The sequence below is a fragment of the Variovorax sp. 01T432 genome (assembly GCF_056398605.1).
In genome coordinates this window covers 16,733-33,865 of record NZ_JBFTPS010000022.1, presented here as the reverse complement: position 1 = coordinate 33,865, position 17,133 = coordinate 16,733, and the positions used below count along the sequence as shown (strand labels likewise).

The 17,133-nt window shown below is 62.2% G+C and carries 12 protein-coding genes and 2 pseudogenes; 9 read left to right on the top strand and 5 right to left on the bottom strand.

What is annotated here, in order from left to right; translation table 11 throughout:
- Nucleotides 1-13: 13 nt before the first annotated feature.
- Genes AC1DNF_RS17760 through AC1DNF_RS17750 form a run of 3 tightly spaced genes read right to left on the bottom strand, consistent with a single transcriptional unit; the run spans nt 14 to nt 4,186 of the window.
- Nucleotides 14-1,543 (bottom strand): DHA2 family efflux MFS transporter permease subunit, encoded by a 1,530-nt coding sequence (locus AC1DNF_RS17760; protein ID WP_478149926.1) that lies wholly within the window; start codon nt 1,541-1,543, stop codon nt 14-16.
- 4 nt (nt 1,544-1,547) lie between these two features.
- Nucleotides 1,548-2,708, bottom strand: a complete 1,161-nt coding sequence (locus tag AC1DNF_RS17755; RefSeq protein WP_478149925.1) for an EmrA/EmrK family multidrug efflux transporter periplasmic adaptor subunit — start codon at nt 2,706-2,708, stop codon at nt 1,548-1,550.
- A complete protein-coding gene (locus AC1DNF_RS17750; RefSeq protein WP_478149924.1) occupies nt 2,705-4,186 on the bottom strand; it encodes an efflux transporter outer membrane subunit in 1,482 nt (493 codons plus the stop codon). The genes AC1DNF_RS17755 and AC1DNF_RS17750 overlap by 4 nt, the downstream gene beginning before the upstream one ends.
- Before the next feature lie 131 nt (nt 4,187-4,317).
- Between AC1DNF_RS17750 and AC1DNF_RS17745 the strand changes: the two genes are divergently transcribed.
- From AC1DNF_RS17745 to AC1DNF_RS17705, 9 genes and pseudogenes are all read left to right on the top strand, one after another.
- The gene (locus AC1DNF_RS17745) at nt 4,318-5,037 is read left to right on the top strand and encodes a TetR/AcrR family transcriptional regulator (protein ID WP_478149923.1); all 720 of its coding nucleotides are present in this window, start codon (nt 4,318-4,320) and stop codon (nt 5,035-5,037) included.
- A pseudogene (locus AC1DNF_RS17740) lies at nt 5,028-5,411 on the top strand (4-hydroxylaminobenzoate lyase); the annotation flags it as partial. The gene AC1DNF_RS17745 and the pseudogene AC1DNF_RS17740, both read left to right, overlap by 10 nt.
- 342 nt (nt 5,412-5,753) lie before the next feature.
- A pseudogene (locus AC1DNF_RS17735) lies at nt 5,754-6,149 on the top strand (helix-turn-helix domain-containing protein); the annotation flags it as partial.
- Nucleotides 6,150-6,334: 185 nt separating this feature from the next.
- The gene (locus tag AC1DNF_RS17730; RefSeq protein WP_478149922.1) at nt 6,335-7,357 is read left to right on the top strand and encodes an alpha/beta hydrolase family protein; all 1,023 of its coding nucleotides are present in this window, start codon (nt 6,335-6,337) and stop codon (nt 7,355-7,357) included.
- Nucleotides 7,358-7,427: 70 nt separating this feature from the next.
- Nucleotides 7,428-7,904 carry a zinc-binding dehydrogenase gene (locus AC1DNF_RS17725; RefSeq protein WP_478149990.1) on the top strand — a complete coding sequence of 159 codons (477 nt, stop codon included), beginning with the start codon at nt 7,428-7,430 and terminating at the stop codon, nt 7,902-7,904.
- A gap of 38 nt (nt 7,905-7,942) precedes the next feature.
- Nucleotides 7,943-8,767 carry an SDR family oxidoreductase gene (locus tag AC1DNF_RS17720; RefSeq protein WP_478149921.1) on the top strand — a complete coding sequence of 275 codons (825 nt, stop codon included), beginning with the start codon at nt 7,943-7,945 and terminating at the stop codon, nt 8,765-8,767.
- Nucleotides 8,768-9,108: 341 nt separating this feature from the next.
- On the top strand, nt 9,109-9,834 hold the full coding sequence (locus AC1DNF_RS17715; RefSeq protein ID WP_478149920.1) for a hypothetical protein: 726 nt from the start codon (nt 9,109-9,111) through the stop codon (nt 9,832-9,834).
- A gap of 172 nt (nt 9,835-10,006) precedes the next feature.
- The gene (locus AC1DNF_RS17710) at nt 10,007-11,506 is read left to right on the top strand and encodes a YaaC family protein (protein WP_478149919.1); all 1,500 of its coding nucleotides are present in this window, start codon (nt 10,007-10,009) and stop codon (nt 11,504-11,506) included.
- Nucleotides 11,507-11,807: 301 nt separating this feature from the next.
- The gene (locus tag AC1DNF_RS17705) at nt 11,808-12,821 is read left to right on the top strand and encodes a DUF4268 domain-containing protein (RefSeq protein ID WP_478149918.1); all 1,014 of its coding nucleotides are present in this window, start codon (nt 11,808-11,810) and stop codon (nt 12,819-12,821) included.
- 191 nt (nt 12,822-13,012) lie between these two features.
- On the opposite strand, the gene AC1DNF_RS17700 is transcribed toward AC1DNF_RS17705, so the two are convergent.
- Nucleotides 13,013-15,169 (bottom strand): DUF262 domain-containing protein, encoded by a 2,157-nt coding sequence (locus AC1DNF_RS17700; RefSeq protein ID WP_478149917.1) that lies wholly within the window; start codon nt 15,167-15,169, stop codon nt 13,013-13,015.
- A complete protein-coding gene (locus tag AC1DNF_RS17695) occupies nt 15,166-16,977 on the bottom strand; it encodes a DUF262 domain-containing protein (protein WP_478149916.1) in 1,812 nt (603 codons plus the stop codon). Before AC1DNF_RS17695 ends, AC1DNF_RS17700 begins: the two co-directional genes overlap by 4 nt.
- Between the last annotated feature and the right edge of the window lie 156 nt (nt 16,978-17,133).

Here is a 17,133-nt window from a genome sequence, read left to right as displayed (position 1 = left end):
CGCGCCCGCCGCTTCAATGCGTCACCGTCTTCAACGGGCCCTTGGGGCGCTTGATGAGCCACACGCAGAGGATCGTCGCCAGCATCAGGATCGTCGCCATCGCATAGAAGTCGTTCGTCGCGAGCATCACGGCCTGGGTGTCGATCTGCCGCGAGAACAGTGCCGCGGCGCTTGCCGCGGAGCCCAGGGCACGGACCGCGCCCTCGGTCACCGAGCCGACCTGGGACGCATCGATGGCCGCGACGAGCTCGGCGCGGTTGAACTTCGCCATGTGCTCCCAATACGTCTGCGTGAGAGACGCCCCGACCGCCATCGACATGATGCGCAGGAAGTTCTGCAGGCCCGCGCCGTTGGTCACCTTGTCATCGGGCAGGTCGGACACGCCGAGAGAGGTCAGGCAGATGATGCAGGCCGGAATGCCCGCTCCGAGCACGAACATCGGGAAGGCCACCGACATGTAGTCTCCCTGCGTCGTGAGGTGCGCGCGCATGAAGAAGGACGTCGCCAGAACCGCCATGCCGACGCTGACGATCCAGCGTGCGTCGACCTTGGGCATCAGCCGTCCGACGATCGGCGCCGTGAGGACGGCGAGGATGCCCATCGGCGCCATGGCGTAGCCCGCCCACGTCGCGGTGTAGCCCATCTGCTGTTGCAGCCAGAGCGGCGTCAGCACGATATTGCCGAAGAAGATGCCGAACATCAGGCTGAGCGACACCGTGGACGCAAGCCAGTTGCGCGACTTGAACACCGACAGATCCAGCGCCGGGGCGTCGTCCGTCAGCTCCCAGATCACCAGCAGCGCCAGCGCGATCAGCGCCACCACGGAACTGCCGATGATGAAGTTCGACTCGAACCAGTCGAGTTCCCGACCCTTGTCGATCACGATCTGGAAGGCGGTGACGAACACCACGAGCAGCGCGAGCCCCACGCCGTCGATGCGCGTTCGCTGGACGACCGACTCGTACTTTCGCAGCGCGTTCCTCGCCGCCAGGACGATGAACAGGCCGAAGCCGATGTTGATGTAGAACACCCACGGCCAACTCACGTTGTCCGAAATGAGGCCGCCGAGGATCGGGCCGAAGATCGGCGCCACGACCGTCATCATCCCCCACAGCGACAGCGCCACGTTGGCCTTGTTCTTCGGGAACACCGACAGCATCAGCGTCGACGACAGCGGAATGAGCGGCCCGCCGGCGAGCCCCTGCAGGATCCGGAAGAGCACCAGCGCGCCCACCGAACGCGACAGCCCGCAGCAGATCGAGAAGAGGACGAAGGCGACGACGGACATCGAGAACAGCCGCACCTGGCCAAAGCGCCGGCTCAGCCATCCCGTCAAGGGCACGGTGATGGCCTCCGCCACCGCATACGCCGTGATGATCCATGTGCCTTCGGTCGTCGACACACCGAGATCGCCGGCGATCGTCGGCATGGCGACGTTGGTGATCGTGGTGTCGAGCACCACGATGAAATTCGCGAGCGACAGCACGATCGCCGCGAGGACGAGCTTGCCGCCTGTCAGCGGAGTGGCCGGGACCGTCTCCATGGTGCTACTTCCGCTTCGCCGCGTCGAGATCGACCGAGACTTTCATCGACAGCCCCACGCGCAAGGGATGGCTCGCCAATTGCTCGGGCCGCAGACGAATGCGCACCGGCAGGCGTTGCACGACCTTGATCCAGTTGCCCGTCGCGTTCTGCGCCGGGATGGCCGAGAACGCGGCGCCGGAGCCGCCGGCAATGCCCTCGATCCGGCCGTCGTAGACCACGTCATCGCCATAGAGGTCGGAGGTGAGCCGCACGGGCTGGCCCGGGCTGACGTCGCGCAGCTGGCCTTCCTTGAAATTCGCGTCGACGTGGATCTGGCTCACCGGAACGACGCTCATCAGCCGCATGCCCGCCGGCACCTGTTGCCCGACGTCGACCGCCCTCTGCGTGACGATGCCGTCGACCGGCGCGCGGATCACGGTGCGCGAACAGTCGATTCGCGCCTGCTCCAGACGCGCGGCGGCGGCCCGGACGTCCGGGTGGTTCTCGACCGTGCTGTCCGCGATCAATGCGGCATTGGCCTGCCGCGCGCCGCCGGCGGCGACATTGGCAGCCTTGGAGACATTGATCCGGGCCTCGGCCTGTCTGAACGCCGCTTCGACTTCGCGCAGACGGGTTTCGGCGTCGGTCAGGTCCTGCTGCGAGACGGCGCCCTCCGCCACGAGATTGCGGCGGCGCTGCGCGTCGAGGACGGCCTTGTCCAGCGCGGCGCGGGCTCTCGCCAGGTCGGCTTCGGCCGCCTGCCTTTCCGCGCCGCGCAGCTCCTGCTGGCCGGCCAGATTCACGTCGTTGGCCATGAGCTGCCGGACCTGCCGCCTGGTATGCGCCAGGGCCGCTTCCGCCTGCGTCAGGGCGATCTGCGCGTCGGTGTCGTCCAGCACGACCAGCACGTCGCCCGCATGCACCGCCTGCGAATCGACCACCCTGACCTGCTTGACCGGACCGCTGACGAGCGGCGTGATCTGGGTCACTTCGACGGCCGTGTAGGCGTTGTCGGTTTCCACCGAGCGGCCCGCGAAGAAGAGCTGCCAGAGGCCGAAGCCGATGGCGACCAGCAGCACCGCCAGGGCCAACATGAGCAGCCATCGCTTGCGGCGGGACCTGGACCCGGGAGCAGGCGCCGCCTGCGGGATGGACGGGGAATGGGCTTGGGAGGATGCGTTCATGGTGTCAGCTTTGCTTGTGTCTGCGGGTCGGCGGCGAAGCCACCGCCCAGCGCCTTGACCAGGGCGATGTCGAGCGACGCGCCCCGCGTGCGCAAGTCGGATTCGGCCTGGCGTGTCTGCAAGACGGCGTCCTCGGTCGTGAGGACGCTCTGGAAGTCCGTCAGGCCCTCCGCGTAGCGGCGCTTCGCAAGCCGGTAGGCCTTCTCGCCGCTGGCAAGGGCCGCCTGCGTGTTCGTCAGGCGGGCATCCAGCGCCCGCAGGCTGCGCGCGGCATCGGCCGTTTCGCGCAGTGCCTGCGTGAGCGTTGCGTCGTAGACGGCGACGGCGGCGTCGTACTGCGCGTAAGCGGCGCCGTAGTTGGCGCGCAGCCGGCCGCCGTCGAAGATCGGCAGATGGATGGCGGGGCCGATGCCGCCCGTGTCGGAACCCGAAGCCCCCAGATTCCTCAGGCCCAGCGATTCGAAGCCGATGAACGCGACGAGATTGACGTTCGGGTAGAAGGCGGTCTTCGCCACCCCGATGCGCTTCGCCGCGGCTTCGACGCGCCACCGCGCGGCGACGACCTCCGGCTTGCGGCCGAGCAGATCGGCAGAGAGCGCGGCCGGCAGTCCGAAAGGCTGCCGGCCCGACAACGCCGTACGCTGGATGTCGAGACCGCGATCGGGCCCCTCCCCCATGAGCGCGGCGAGCGCATTGCGCGCCAGCTCAACGCGTTCCTCGGCCGCGGCAAGTTCGGCGGCTGCCTGGCTCGTGCGGGCGCTCGCCTGCGCGAGAGTGGCCTGCGTCTCCAGACCTTCGTCAAGCCGGCGGCGAACCAGATGCTCCGAGGCCTGCCGGTTGCTCGCCGCCTCTTGCGCAAGCTCGCATTGAACGAACAGTCCCTGCAGCTGAACGTAGGCCTGCGCGACGCTCGTCGCCAGCAGAACACGCGCGGCCGCGCCCTCCGCCGTCGCGGCCCGGACTTCGGAGACCGCGGCATCGATCGCGCCGCGATTCTTGCCCCAGAAGTCGAGCTCCCACGAGAAGTCCAGCGTCACGCGCCCGAAATCGTTCCAGCCCCTGGGCACGGCATTCGCGGGGATGATGCCCCTGTAGGTGAGCTTCTCTTCCTGGATGGCGGCGTTCAGACCCACGCTGGGCGAACGCGCGGCTTCCGCCAGCCCGGCGCGGGACTCGGCTTCTCGCAGGCGTGCCGCCGCTTGCGCCAGCGTCGGCGCCCGTTCCAGCGCCTCATTCACCAGCTTGTCGAGCTGCGCGTCGTGATAGGCGCGCCACCACTCCACCGTGGGCCAGTCACCGCGGGGCGCCGCGAAGCTCTGGCCCGATGCGAAAGTCTCCGGCGCGCGGGGCTGCACAGGCGTGCCGAGATCGGGAATCTGCGCGCACGCACCCAGCAAGCAAGCCGCAGCCGCGCACAGGCCGCGGCGCTGCCATGTCCGCTTCATCGCGGTACGCGGCGTCTTCAGTCGAAGCCACATGCAAATCTCCGATTTATTGAACCGAACGGTATTGTAGGTCAGCGCAATATCCCATCGGCTGAATATCGGGTTTCACCTCCACGCATCGCAGGTATTTTGAACCGAACGGTTTCTTCACTTATGATGGTGTCATGTCCAAATCACAAGGCAAGGTGTTTCCCGTCAAGGCCGTTTTGCGGGGCGAGTTGCTGGCCGACGAGAAGTCGGCCCCCCCGCAGCGCCAGCCCGTCTCGGCGGCGAAGGTGGCGGCGGTTCTGGCCGGCGCGAGAACGATCTTTCTGAATCACGGGTTCAGCGCGGCGACGACCGACATGATTCAGCAGGCCGCCGCCGTGTCGAAGGCGACCGTCTACGCCCGCTACGCGACGAAGGAGTCCCTGTTCATCGCGGTCATCGAGGCCGAGTGCGAGAAATTCCTCGGCAGCGTTCGAGAGCTCAAGTTCCCCTCGACGCGGCTGCGCGACGTGCTGATATCGCTGGCCAAGTCCTATCTCGACATCGTGCTGGCGCCATCGGCGCTGGATCTGTTTCGCGTGGTCGTGGCCGAAGCGCCGCGCTTTCCGGAACTGGCGCGCAAGTTCTACCTTGCGGGCCCGCAAGCCTTCATCGGCATCGTGGCCGACCACCTGGACGAAGCCGCGCAGAACGGCGAGATCGACTTCAGCGTCGTGGGGCGCGACATCGCCGCGAGCCTGTTCGCCAACCTGGTGAGGGGTGAACTGCAGATGCAATGCCTGACTCATCCCGGCTCGGTGCCATCCGCCGCGCAACGCGATCAATGGGCCGAGGCCGCCGTCACGACGTTCGTGCGCGCGTATGGCAAGAATTCCCAGGGTCGCAACTCGGCGTGAACGAGGGCTGGGCGGCCGACGTCGAAATCGGCGGCCCGCGCTACCGTCGCTCCCAGGTCGTCGTGCCCTACGCGGAGACCTTCTTCTTCAGCGTCACGGCGGTGCTGATGGACAGCACGGACAACACCCAGAACAACCACGAGGGCAGCTTTCGTGGCGGCTACCACTCGCACCCGTACGGCGAGATCAACCTCGTGGTACCCCTCGATGAAGGCGCCGCGCTCGCGGGTCCGAACGGCTGGTGCCATGGCGGCTGGACGGCACCGGGGCCGGGAAGCCACCACTTTCCGGAAGCCAAGGGCGGCGCCGTCATCTCGCTCACGTTCCTGCCCGCGGGACGGATTGCGTTCGACGTCAAGCCGCCGGAGCATTGAAGCGCCCGGGCGCTGGGCGACAACTACCCGGAGACGGCGGAAGGGCAAAACATCCTGACGCGGCTCAGGGAACTGGCAAAGGCGTTGTGGGGCAGTACTAGGACGGCAAGGTGGCATGGGGCGACCGCCTGGCGGACAGCACCGGCATCGAGCAGGCCGAGATCCTGACGCCCGAGCGCGAGCGCGGGTCGGTGCCCTTGATCGGCCTGCAGGTCGGACTTTCGGACCGGCCGAGCTTCGCATGCGGAAGCGAACTGCCGCAGGACCTGTTCTCGCACATGGTGGTGATCGATGACCGGCCGAACTCCGGCGGCGGCTTGCCTGACCTCTGGCAGGTGGGGGTTGCAAGACGAACTCAAACGCGCGACGCAGAGCCGCATCGAAGTGCCACTGCCTGCCGACAAACGCCTGCGCCAGCTCTGCGAAGCGTTGCTGCACAACCCGGCCGACCGCGCCACCCTGGCCGAGCGCGCCCGCGCCATCGGCGCAAGCGGGCGGACCGTGGCGCGTCTCTTTCGCGAGCAACTCGGCATGAGTTGGCAGCAATGGCGCCAGCAAGCAGTGCTGGCGCACGCCCTGCCCCTGCTCGCGCGCGGCATGCCTGTGGGCCAGGTCGCCTCGGCCAGCGGCTATGCGACGGACAGCGCCTTCTGCGCGATGTTCAAGGCCACCACCGGGCAATCGCCGACCGCGTTCCAGCACAAGGGGCGAAGCAGGGGTCGCGCAGCGTGGCGATGAACGTGGCCATGTGCGCGCGAGCCTCCGCGTCGCGTCCGTGCAGCGCATCGCGACCGAGGTCAACATCGCCATTCGCTTCATCCCGCGTCGGCCACAGGCGCTTGGCGAATCGAATCCGCATTTCGTCGCAAGGCACAAGACCGTCTGCAAGGCCGTGCAGACAATCGCCGACGACATCCGCACTGATGAAGCCCACCACCATGAAAACACTCACATCCAAACTACTCTCCGCGGTCACCCTCCTCGCCATCACGCTCGCCGGCACCTGCGTCCATGCCGCCGGCTTTCAACGCGGGATTGCCGCTGATCCCGATGGCAAGCCACTGGAGATCGGCATCTGGTACCCGAGCCTGGCCACCGCCACGCCAATATCGATGGGGCCGACGACGATGAGCGTTGCGGTCAACGCCCCCATACAAGGCAAGGGTCTGCCGCTGGTGGTCATATCGCATGGAAACGGCGGCTCGTCCCTCAGTCATTTCGACACGGCCATTGCGCTGGCCGACGGCGGTTTCGTGGTTGTGGCCGTCACCCACACGGGCGACAACTATGCAGACCAGAGCCGCAGCCTCGATGTCATGGACCGGCCACGCCACATCAGCCGGGCCATTGACCACATGCTCTCGACTTGGGATGGCAAGGCCACGATCGACCCGGCGCGCATCGGCATATTCGGCTTCTCATCCGGTGGCTTCACGGCGCTGGCGAGCATCGGTGGGGTGCCTGATTTTTCGAAGGTCGGGCCGATGTGCGCTCAGTATCCCGGCGACTATGCGTGCCAACTTGTTGCGAAGAGCGGAAGCAATGCGGCGGCACTCCCGAGATCGGCGGTCATGGGCGCGGTCGACCCTCGCATCAAGGCCGCAGTCGTGGCGGCACCCGCGCTCGGATTCACGTTCAGTCCGGATGGGCTCAAGAACGTCAAGGTGCCCGTTCAGCTTTGGCGCGCCGAAAACGATGTCATTGTTCCGCATCCGCGCTACGCCGAAGCTGTTCGGCTCGCGCTGCCGCAGGCACCCGACTATCACGTGGTTTCCAATGCCGGACATTTCGACTTTCTGGCCCCTTGCAGCAGCGGGCTGGTGGCGATTGCGCCAGCCATCTGCACCAGTGCCACGGGGTTCGACCGAGCCGCATTTCACGCCAGCTTCAACGCAGCGGTCGCGAACTTCTTTGGCAAGACACTTGGGGCCGGGTCAAGAACCTGATTCCGCCGGCCCACCCTCCCCATTCGCAAGCAGCCCTTGCGGCTGACGCAAGCATTCCGCGCCTTGTTCCCTGACATCCCGGCGGCTACAGTGGCCGTTCACCCATGCGACACCCCAAGGGAACGCGCAGGAACTGGCACTTGAATACGGTGCGACCGACATCGTGGCCGAGCGCGGGGACGATGGCGTGGCCAAGGTCAAGGCGCTCACCGACCAGATCGGCGCCGACGCCGTGCTGGAGTGCGTTGGCACCAACGAGTCCATGCAGCAGGCCTTGGCCATCGCCCGGCCGGGATCGATGATCGGCTACGTCGGGGTGCCGCACGGCGTGCAGCTCGACGGGCAGAAGCTCTTCTTCTCACAGACCGGCATGCTCGGCGTCCCGGCCCCGGTGCGGCGCTTCCTGCCGCACCTGATCGAGCTGATCATGAGCCGCAAGATCAACCCCGGCAAGGTGTTCGATCTGCAGATACCCTTGGCCGACGTCGCCGAGGGCTACAAGGCCATGGACGAACGCCGGGCGATCAAGACGCTGTTGCGCGTGTGACGCGGCGCGGCAACCAGATTTGATGAAGGAACAATGAAATGAAGGAACTCTCCGTCGTCATCGGCGCAGGCGGCATCGGCCAGGCCATCGCCCGCCGCGTCAGTCAGGGACGTCACATCCTGGTCGCCAACCACACGCAGAGCTCGGCTGACGAAGCCGCGAAGGTGCTGGAGAACGCCGGCTTCGAGGTCACGGCCATGCAGGCCGATGTGTCGGACCGTGGCATGGTGCAAGCTGTGGTCCGCAAGGCCAGGGAACTCGGGCCGATCAAGGCGCTGATCCAGGCGGCTGGTGTATCGCCGAGCCAGGCGCCTATCGAAGCCATTCTGAAAGTCGACCTGTATGGGACGGCGATGCTTCTCGAGGAGTTTGGCCAGGTCATGGCAGAGGGTGGATCGGGCGTCGTGATCTCCTCGCAGTCGGGCTATCGCATGCCGGCCCTGAGTGCCGAGCAGGATGCGCTGCTTGCAACCGCGGCCGCTGAAGATCTGCTGTCGCTCGACTTCGTCAAGGGGGTCAGGGACACGCTGCATGCCTACCAGATGTCCAAGCGCTGCAATTCCCTTCGGGTGCGAGGCGAGGCGATCCGGTGGGCGAAGCGCGGAGCGCGCATCAACGCGATCAGCCCCGGCATCATCGTCACACCTTTGGCGCGCGACGAACTCTACGGCGAGCGTGCGGCCTTCTACCAGGGGATGCTGAAGAAGATGCCCGCTGGCCGCGCCGGCACACCAGACGAGATTGCCGCGCTCGCCGCGCTGATCATGGGGCCGGAGGGTGGCTTCATCACCGGCAGCGATTTCCTGATCGACGGCGGTGCGACAGCCAATTTCTTCTACGGACCTGAAGCCCAGAAGCAATAGAGACAGCGATTGCAGTCGGTCGGCAGCGTGGCGCGTGCCCCAGGCGCCACCTGAAGGTGCAAGTGCGCGGTGACCTGCGCCGACACTGAGACTGCCGTCATCGAAGCTGCCTTCCGTGCGCTCTACCAAGCATGCTGGCGGCGGACGCGTCGACGCCGGCGGAGTCTGCTGCGCGGATCCGTTCGGATACCGACAAGTGGGCCGAGGTGATTCGGGATTCTGGCGCTACGCTTGATTGAGCTTCAGGTGCGGTGATGGCGGGAAGCGTGGGCATCCGCCCCCTGCAACAGCGCAAGGCGTGCCGATGCGGCGGGTGAACATGCAATTCATCACGAAAGCGCATGCGCGGATGCGGCCAGCCGGCCGTGGACGGCGCGGTCATGGCCGACATTCGCGTGACCATGCGCCTGGATGACCCCCACGACCCCTCGATGAACGAACGCCGCGAGCCCCTGACGGCCTGGGAGCGCGGCTTGCGGCCGGCGGCCTCATCCAACCGGGTGCTGCTGCTGGCGCTCGTGCTCGCGGTCTTGCTCGCGGGGTTCGCGCTGGCGCGGGGGTGGCTGGCTTGGCCTGATCGTGGAGGGGCTCCGGCGCCGCAGGGCGCATCCGCGCCCATGCCACCGGCGCGCATCGCGCCTGCGACGCCCGCCGCCGCGCCAGATGCCTCCGCGTTTCAGCCCGTGCCGGGGCTTCGTGTTCAGCGCTTCAGCAAGTGCGTGACGAGAACAGGCGCGGCGTCTTACTCCGACGGCCCCTGCCCCACCGGAACGCGCGCCATGGCGGTGGCCGTGCAGCCGGATATCAACCTGGCCGATGGCATGAGCCCCCACGCTCGCGAGGCATCGATGCGGGAGAACAGCGCGGTTGCGCAGGAAGTGGCGACGCACGAGCGTCGCGTGGCGATGAACATCGACACTTCCGTGTTGGAGTGCCGTTTGCTGGAATCGCGGATTGCAGCGCTCGATGCTCTTACTCGACAGCCGCTCTCGGGTAGTGAGCAGGACCGGCTCAGGGACGAAAGGAAGCGGGCGAGGGATCGGCAGTTTGCGCTGCGTTGTCGGTAAGCTCGAACGAGGCCGCAGGAGACTCACACATGACAGCTCGCCTAGAGGCCGGTGATGTACTGATCATGATGAATGCGAACCTTGGGCAACAGAGCCTCCCTCAAGGTGAATGCGCACGACACCTTTTTTTCGCCCGGATGTACGCTCTAACCACCTTTGAGGAGCTGCAGCAATGAGTGGTACCGGTGTCGAATTGCGGATGGATATTCTCCGAAGGGCAGCCGAACAACAGATGTTGAAGCCGCTTCGCACACATGGCTGGACCGCCGGCATCACAGCCGAAATGGAGAACGGCGAATATCTGATTATCTTGGCGAGCAAACAGGGAATCGATCACAAGGTCGCACTGATGTACACATCAGCAACAGACAACAAGCACTACCGGGACTTGGAAAGAGAGGTTAGCCACATTTTCACAAACGGCGCCTTGTACCGGCTCGCAAGCTTCGCCTACGGCATATCCACTCCCGTTGCGCCCATTGATGACTTTTTCCCTCTGGTCATAGATTGGAACAAGCAACTTGCGCCGGCGGTACCCACCCGTTCCACGGTGCCGCCACCCGGAGCTATCCGCAACATAACTGCAGAGCATCCGGCGGATGGTGTCTGGTCACATCTAAGCCTACTGGCTAGTGTCAAGTTGGCCGAAAAGCTGGTTCGGCGCAGAGCCCTGCGGGCTTCGATCGAACTCACGGAGGCCCAGGTCGAGACGAAAGCAATGGGCGTAGCCTTCAACGTCAGAAGCGCGACGGACTATTTTCGCGGCGTTCCGCACGAGAGCATGAACAAGCGAATTCTGAGCCTGTACTATGGATCGCTTGCTCTTGCCTTCGCAGAAATGTTGGCTTCACCGACCGGTCCAATGGACCTCGATGAAGTTGAAGGGATGACGAAGCAAGGACACGGTCTGTTTACAGTGCCATCAACGACCGATGACTTTGGAGGACTCACAATTGGCGTTCTGGCCACTGGATTTTTTCCTCGGTGGACGAGTTTCTTAGGTTACGACACGAGCAGCTATCCGAGGACGAAGCCCAAGACGCCAAGTGACCTTCACAAGCTGAAGGCCGGCACCGCGACGACGCTTGCCGATCTACTTTCAACGCTGCCGGAGCTAGGAGACATGTTTCTCGAGGTTTATGAACGTGAGCCATCGTGGGTCATGTCGACTCCTGACATGGATTCAAATTTCACGCTTGGTCAGCACGGGGTGGGGAGTAGCTATGTGCTATTCATCGACCGTTCGGGCAGGCTCTCCGGTAACAGGCTACATACGAATCGTTGGCCTATTGCTGAGCTAACTGAGATCCAAACAGAAGGCGTAGAAGGAAATTGCTTCAGAGCACGAGTGGATCATCCTTATGCTCGACATTGGCATGAGGTGCTGCCGCTCCATCGCAGCCCGTTTCTTGAGGGCAACGCGCTCATCCTTCCGGTGCTTGCCGGCGTGTCCGAACATCGGGCAATCTCAGTGTCCATCTTGTACGCCTTGTCGATCTTGGTTCGCTACATGCCGAGCGCGTGGCGACGTGTCGAAGGTGGCGACTGGGATCAGCACTTGGTACTAATTCGAACCGCGTTGAATGTGGCGGAGCGCCTGCTGCCTCAGCAATTCCTTGAGAGCATTACAGGGGACAAGGTGTACTCTCGGCAAGCCGGGAGTTTCATTTAGCGGAATGGCATGGGGCACCAGGCACCAAATTCCGGGTGATCAACCAGCAATTCGTTGCTGGGCTGAACATCATTGAGTTTCAAAAGCGCTGTACTGACCTGATCTTCGCAGCCGCAACCGGAAAGATTGATGCCCGAGGTGTGGGGATGCAAAGCTAGATATCTGATACACAAGAACCATTGAAAGATCACCAACCATGACTCTGTATGCAGTTGCCTCAGCAAAAATGACCCCTATCGCTCCCACAACGTTTGCAAGCGAGTCCATATTAGAGCGCAGGCATCTACAGCAAATGCTTCGCGTGGATATCTCGCCCCTGGGCGATGACCTGCTCGTGCTGGCCGAGGAATATGGCGACTGGGTGGATAGTAACCGCCGTATCGACTTGCTGTGCCTAGACCGGCAGGGCCGTCTCGTGGTGGTGGAGATCAAGCGCACCGACGACGGAGGCCACATGGACCTGCAGGCCGTGCGCTACGCGGCAATGGTGTCCAGCATGACCACGGAACAGGCCTTGTCGGCGCTGGTTCGCCTGCTTACGGTCCCCGAACCAGAGACGGCGGCGCGCAATGCGCTCATGGAGTTTTTGGATCTGGATTCGCTCGATGGCTTTCAGCCCGACGCCAACGTGCGGATCATCTTGGCGGCAGCAGATTTTTCGACTGAAATCACGACGACTGCTCTATGGCTGAACAAGCGAGGGCTGGATGTGCGCTGCGTGCGACTGCGGCCCTACAGTTTCGATGGCAAACTACTGATCGACGCCACCCAAATCATTCCCCTGCCCGAGACCGCAGACTACGAAATCAGGATTCGCGAAAAGAACCAGGAAAAAGAGCGCGCAGAGGAGAGAAGCGCAGGCAACAAGGAAGAAATCTTCCTTCGGTTTTGGAGCGGTTTTTTGAAGAAAGCCAACACCCGTACCGAGATGTTCAAGAATCGCAGCCCGCTAAAGAGTCACCTCTTGGCGGCCGGCATCGGGCGCGCAGGGTTTATTCCGCAAGTCTCGCTCACCGGCGACCGTGCCCGCGTAGAGTGCTTTGTCAGGCCAGGCGGGAACGACGAGGCCAAGAACGACGCAGCCTTCCAGTCCCTCGAGCAGCAGCGCGCAGCAATCGAAGCCTCGTTTGGCGAATCGCTGGACTGGAATGCTCTGCCCCAGCGCTCGGGCAGCCGCATCTCCGTCGACCGCAATGGCGGCGGCTGGAAATCGCCTGAATCGGAGTGGGAAGAGATTCAGACCTGGATGGTCGACCGCATGGTCAGGCTGGAAGGCGCGTTGAAGGGGCCCGTCCAATCGCTGGTGCTGCCCTAAGCTTTGGGATTGGAAAGTCGGGGTTTGAGGTCGACGGAAATATCGGATGAGCAGTGAAAACTCGCGATCCCGCTGGTGAATCGCGCAAGAAGAATGACGGAGATGTGCATCCCATAGTTGACCATACCGACGTAGAAGCGCTTCGAACCGCTCGCCATTCCTGATTCCGATACTGCCACCGCGGGTGCCCTTCACGAGTAGTCCATCGCTATCTGAGCAATCCACTGGGGCATCTCAGCGGCTCCCTGATCGTCACGCACGCAGCGCCATTGTCCATTGCAATGACTCACCGAGTACGCGGCATCTGTTCGGAAGCGAAGTGTCGGGTAGGAGTCGCCATACACGGCCTGGTACTCGATGGCGCTCACCTCCTGTAGTTTGCCGACGTCGTGCCGTCGTGCAAGTTCCAGATAGAGAGCATAGCTTCGGGCTTCTACAAAGTACCCGGACAGACGCAATTTCGATAACAGGAAGATATTGGCACCAGCCTTCCTGATCAGCCGCGCTCCACAGTACTTAAATAAGCCCGGATCGTTCACCAGCAGTGCGCGCCAGCCAGAAGCGCCGCTTGCGTCGATAAGTTGCCTGAGCGACTTCGGCACATCGTCTCCAATAGCGTCAAGAAGTTGCCGGAATTGGGGGGACTCTATGACCGGCAGCCAGTTCTCCTGACGATCGCGGTATGCAGTGGCATTGGGAATACAAAACGTGTGATTCCCACCACCCGCTGTCGGAAGGAAGTCATACAAGGAAAGCAGAGCGCGCTGCAATAGGAACTCGTTCGATTCCAGGATACTTGGCGTCAGAACTCTCCTTGCGGCGGCTGAATATCTCCGAAACTGGTCCTTGTCTGCCTCTACCGAATTCGTTGCACTCAACCTTATTAGAAAGCGCACACGACCTTGCAAGTACCAGTGTGACTCTGCGACCGTGAACAGGCTCTCCCATTCTCCGTCCCGCAGGATCAGCGCCGCCTTCTGGCACTCCTCTTCGACTTGATCCCGGGCAAACCCAAGGCCGGCCGGCGCTTCCGTCGCGAGCATCTGATAAAGAGACGCCGCGTGCGTCGCCAATGTCGTGAGCCCCTTGACGGCTGCGACGGCGGCGCTGGGATCATCGATACGGGCGTTCCTGATCAAGTTTTCGGTCACCCGTGACCACCGCCGAAAGCAAACCTCATGATCAACCTTGTGCAATTTCCTGACGTCCAGAGATCGCACGAAAGCCACGATGGCATAGAGTCGAAGTAAATCGTAATAGTCCGCCCTGGGCGACAAAGCCGATTGGACGGTATGAGCGAGTGCTTCTCTGCGCTCTCCGCTCAGATAGTCCAGAACACCGCCAAGTTCCGCGAACTCTGCCGCCTTGAGAGAGGCATTCGTCTCGAATTCCCTGAGGGGAACAGCGCCCCGCGAGTCGCGAAGCCGCTGGATCCAATCGCGGTCTGCATTCTTTGACGTCCAGTACCCATCAACGCGTCGACATGCTTCGAAGTACGCGGCAACGTAGAAGAAGCGTAGGAACAACTGATCAAAGCTGTCTCGACCGTCTCTGCCCGCCAGCGTCCAAAAAAAATCGATCCATTGCTGGTCAAGCTTCAATGCGAAGTCGCCAGACCAGGCTTCACCCGCGATCCGCTCGACGGTCCATGCCTTGAAGTTCTCAAAAGGCGTCAGACCCTTGCCCCGCGCATTCATCTTGATATAAAGCTCATCGGAAAGCCCAAAGTCCTTGAGGTCCAGGTAATGGAAGGTCACCCTCCTTCCTCGAATCATTTCTTGGTACAGGCCTGTCTGGCTTGCGAACTTCTCATGGATTGCGTCGAGCATCACCAAACAGGAGCGAACGGTTGGATCGCGACCCCAGGCATCGAAGAACCATTTCGAGTCACCCATCAGATCGGCGATGCTGACCCTGTCATCTAGAGTGGGAACGTCGAACTCATTGATGATCAGCGCCTGAAAGAACTCCGCCGCGCTAGGGCGGGTCGAATAGGTGAACCGAGAACGTCCCTCCCCGGTCACAGTCCACCGATGTCTGAAATCTTCCAATTCGCCGTCCCGCGCTGCCAGATACCAATGCAGCAGGAAAAGCGTTGTGAGGCGCTGCTGACCGTCGAGCACCGACAGCGTGCGTAGCCCTTCGTTCACTACGCTGCCATAGACGAAGTCGAGATCGAGGGCCGCTCCTTGTCCGTCGATTGCCCTGCTGATGGCTAGGAGAAAGCTGTCGCGTATATCTCGTGCCAGCGCTCGCCCTTGCGCGTAATCCCGCTGGATCACGGGGATCTCGATCACGTCCACGTCGTCAAGGAGACTGACAAAGGTGTGCTGTTTACCCTGGCTCATGCCGCTTCTCCTTCAGCGAAGAAGCGCATCAGACAATCGGCAATGGACGCCGCATATGTGTCGACATCTTCCTTGGACCAGACAAACATACGGTCGATCCTCGTGCTGTAGTACTTGAGAAACACATTCTTCGTGCAGAGCGGTACGAACTTGCCTACCTTGTCTAAGGCAATGATCGTCCTGCGCTTGATCGGAAAGATAGCGTTGCCGTAGCCTCGATTGGTGCCGAAGTCGAGCAGTGTCAGGTTACCAATGCTGTTGTCCACGTCGATATCATGGAACGGGTCGTAGAGGTCTTGCACGCTCTTGAAGAACCGCGCAAATGCTTCGGTGTCGAGCTTCTCGGCGGCCAGCAACGCTCGCGCTGTCTTCGTCAGGGAATCGCGCTCCTGCGACCTGTACCCGGCCCCATCGGCCTCGTCGATTAGCGACGCTTCAACACCAAGGTGCTTGAGAACGTTGTCGAGCCACCGCTTCTGTTCATCCGGGCGCTGCGGCATTCGAGACTGAACAGAGCGGATATGCTCGATGTCCCATCGCTCCCTCTTGTAAGCGCCGAACGGAAAGCGCGCATGCGACTCGCTCTCCATCAGGGACGCTAGATTGAACAACAGCAGAACATTGCGGATTTGAACTTTGTCCGAGCCGTAGTCCAGGCCATCAAGCTCGGCCCTCAAGAATTCATGCAACTCGGCACCGGTCGGCGCTACTGCATCGCGGGATCGGCGAAAGACGCGCCTGAAGATCTCGGACTTCAATTCGCGCCGGAAGGCGCGCTTGCTCTGCGCCTCGTCCGCCACACGACTCACGGTTGCAATACCTCGATGTGGCTCGGTCGCCTCCTGACTCGCCAAGAAACCGATCAAGTGGTACAGCGTACCGTCTCGGAACCATTCCTCCATGGTCAGGAATAGGCGCTTCACAGTCTCCCACTCTGACCAGGCACGAGCATCTGGCTCAGACAATCGTTGCGCAAAAGCGTGAAAAACAGATGGTTCATTCGATCCGGGCGAAGCTGGCTTCAGGCGATCCGAGGAGAGCTTGAGCAAGAACTCGATGCGGTTGGCCTCCCGTTCAGCGTTGGTCAGGAAGTACCAGAAGTCATCCTCTTGAAGACGGCGCTCAATTGCGTCCCACTCGTGCGCGATCTGCAATTGCCGAAGCTGAAGGGCCCGAAGCCCCTCTCCTTCGAAATTGCTTGATCGCAGAAACAACGCCTTGACTAGCTCGGCGTCAGTCAGCGGAATCTTGCCGATGTTGAGCCTTTGGAAGACCTCCATGGGCTTGGCCCTATCGATCTCGTACCAAATCACTTTGACGTCGTTCAAAAAGGCAGACTCAATGTCGTTTATCTTGCTTGACTTGTCTTTGAACCAATCTTCAATCGCGTCGCGGGCCTGCGACATGTGAAAGAAGTCGATGTTCTCGTTGGCCCGTTGCGGCTGAAGATTGCGCAAGAATTCAGCACTCGCAGGACGGGTCGCGTACTGGATCGAGTAAAGCTCCTTTTGGTACGACTCCTGGAAGCGGCCGTTGAAGTGGTACAGGATCAAATACAAAGTTGTGAGCCGTTGCTGACCATCGACCACCTCCCATGAGCCATCTTCACCGGGTGCCACGACAACTGGCTGCAGACAATAGAACTGTCCCTTTCCTTTCCCACCCATTCGAACAAAGTCCCACACGTCCTCTAACAGTTCCGTGACCTGCCTGCGGGTCCAGCGATAGCCGCGCTGATAGGCGGGAACGAAGAACTTCTCGGTGCGAAGGTCATCGATGGGACGAAGTTGTAGCTGGTGTATCGACATTCGGTGAGTGCTCAATATAAGAGAGGGAAGTCTGGCGAGACGCACGTTAGCGCCGCGATCCTAAGCCCCGACACCAAGTTGTGAGGCAGGCTGATTGGAGTTATTCACGCCCTGCGTTCGAACTGCTGTTCAAGACGGATTTCCTAATTCGAGAAA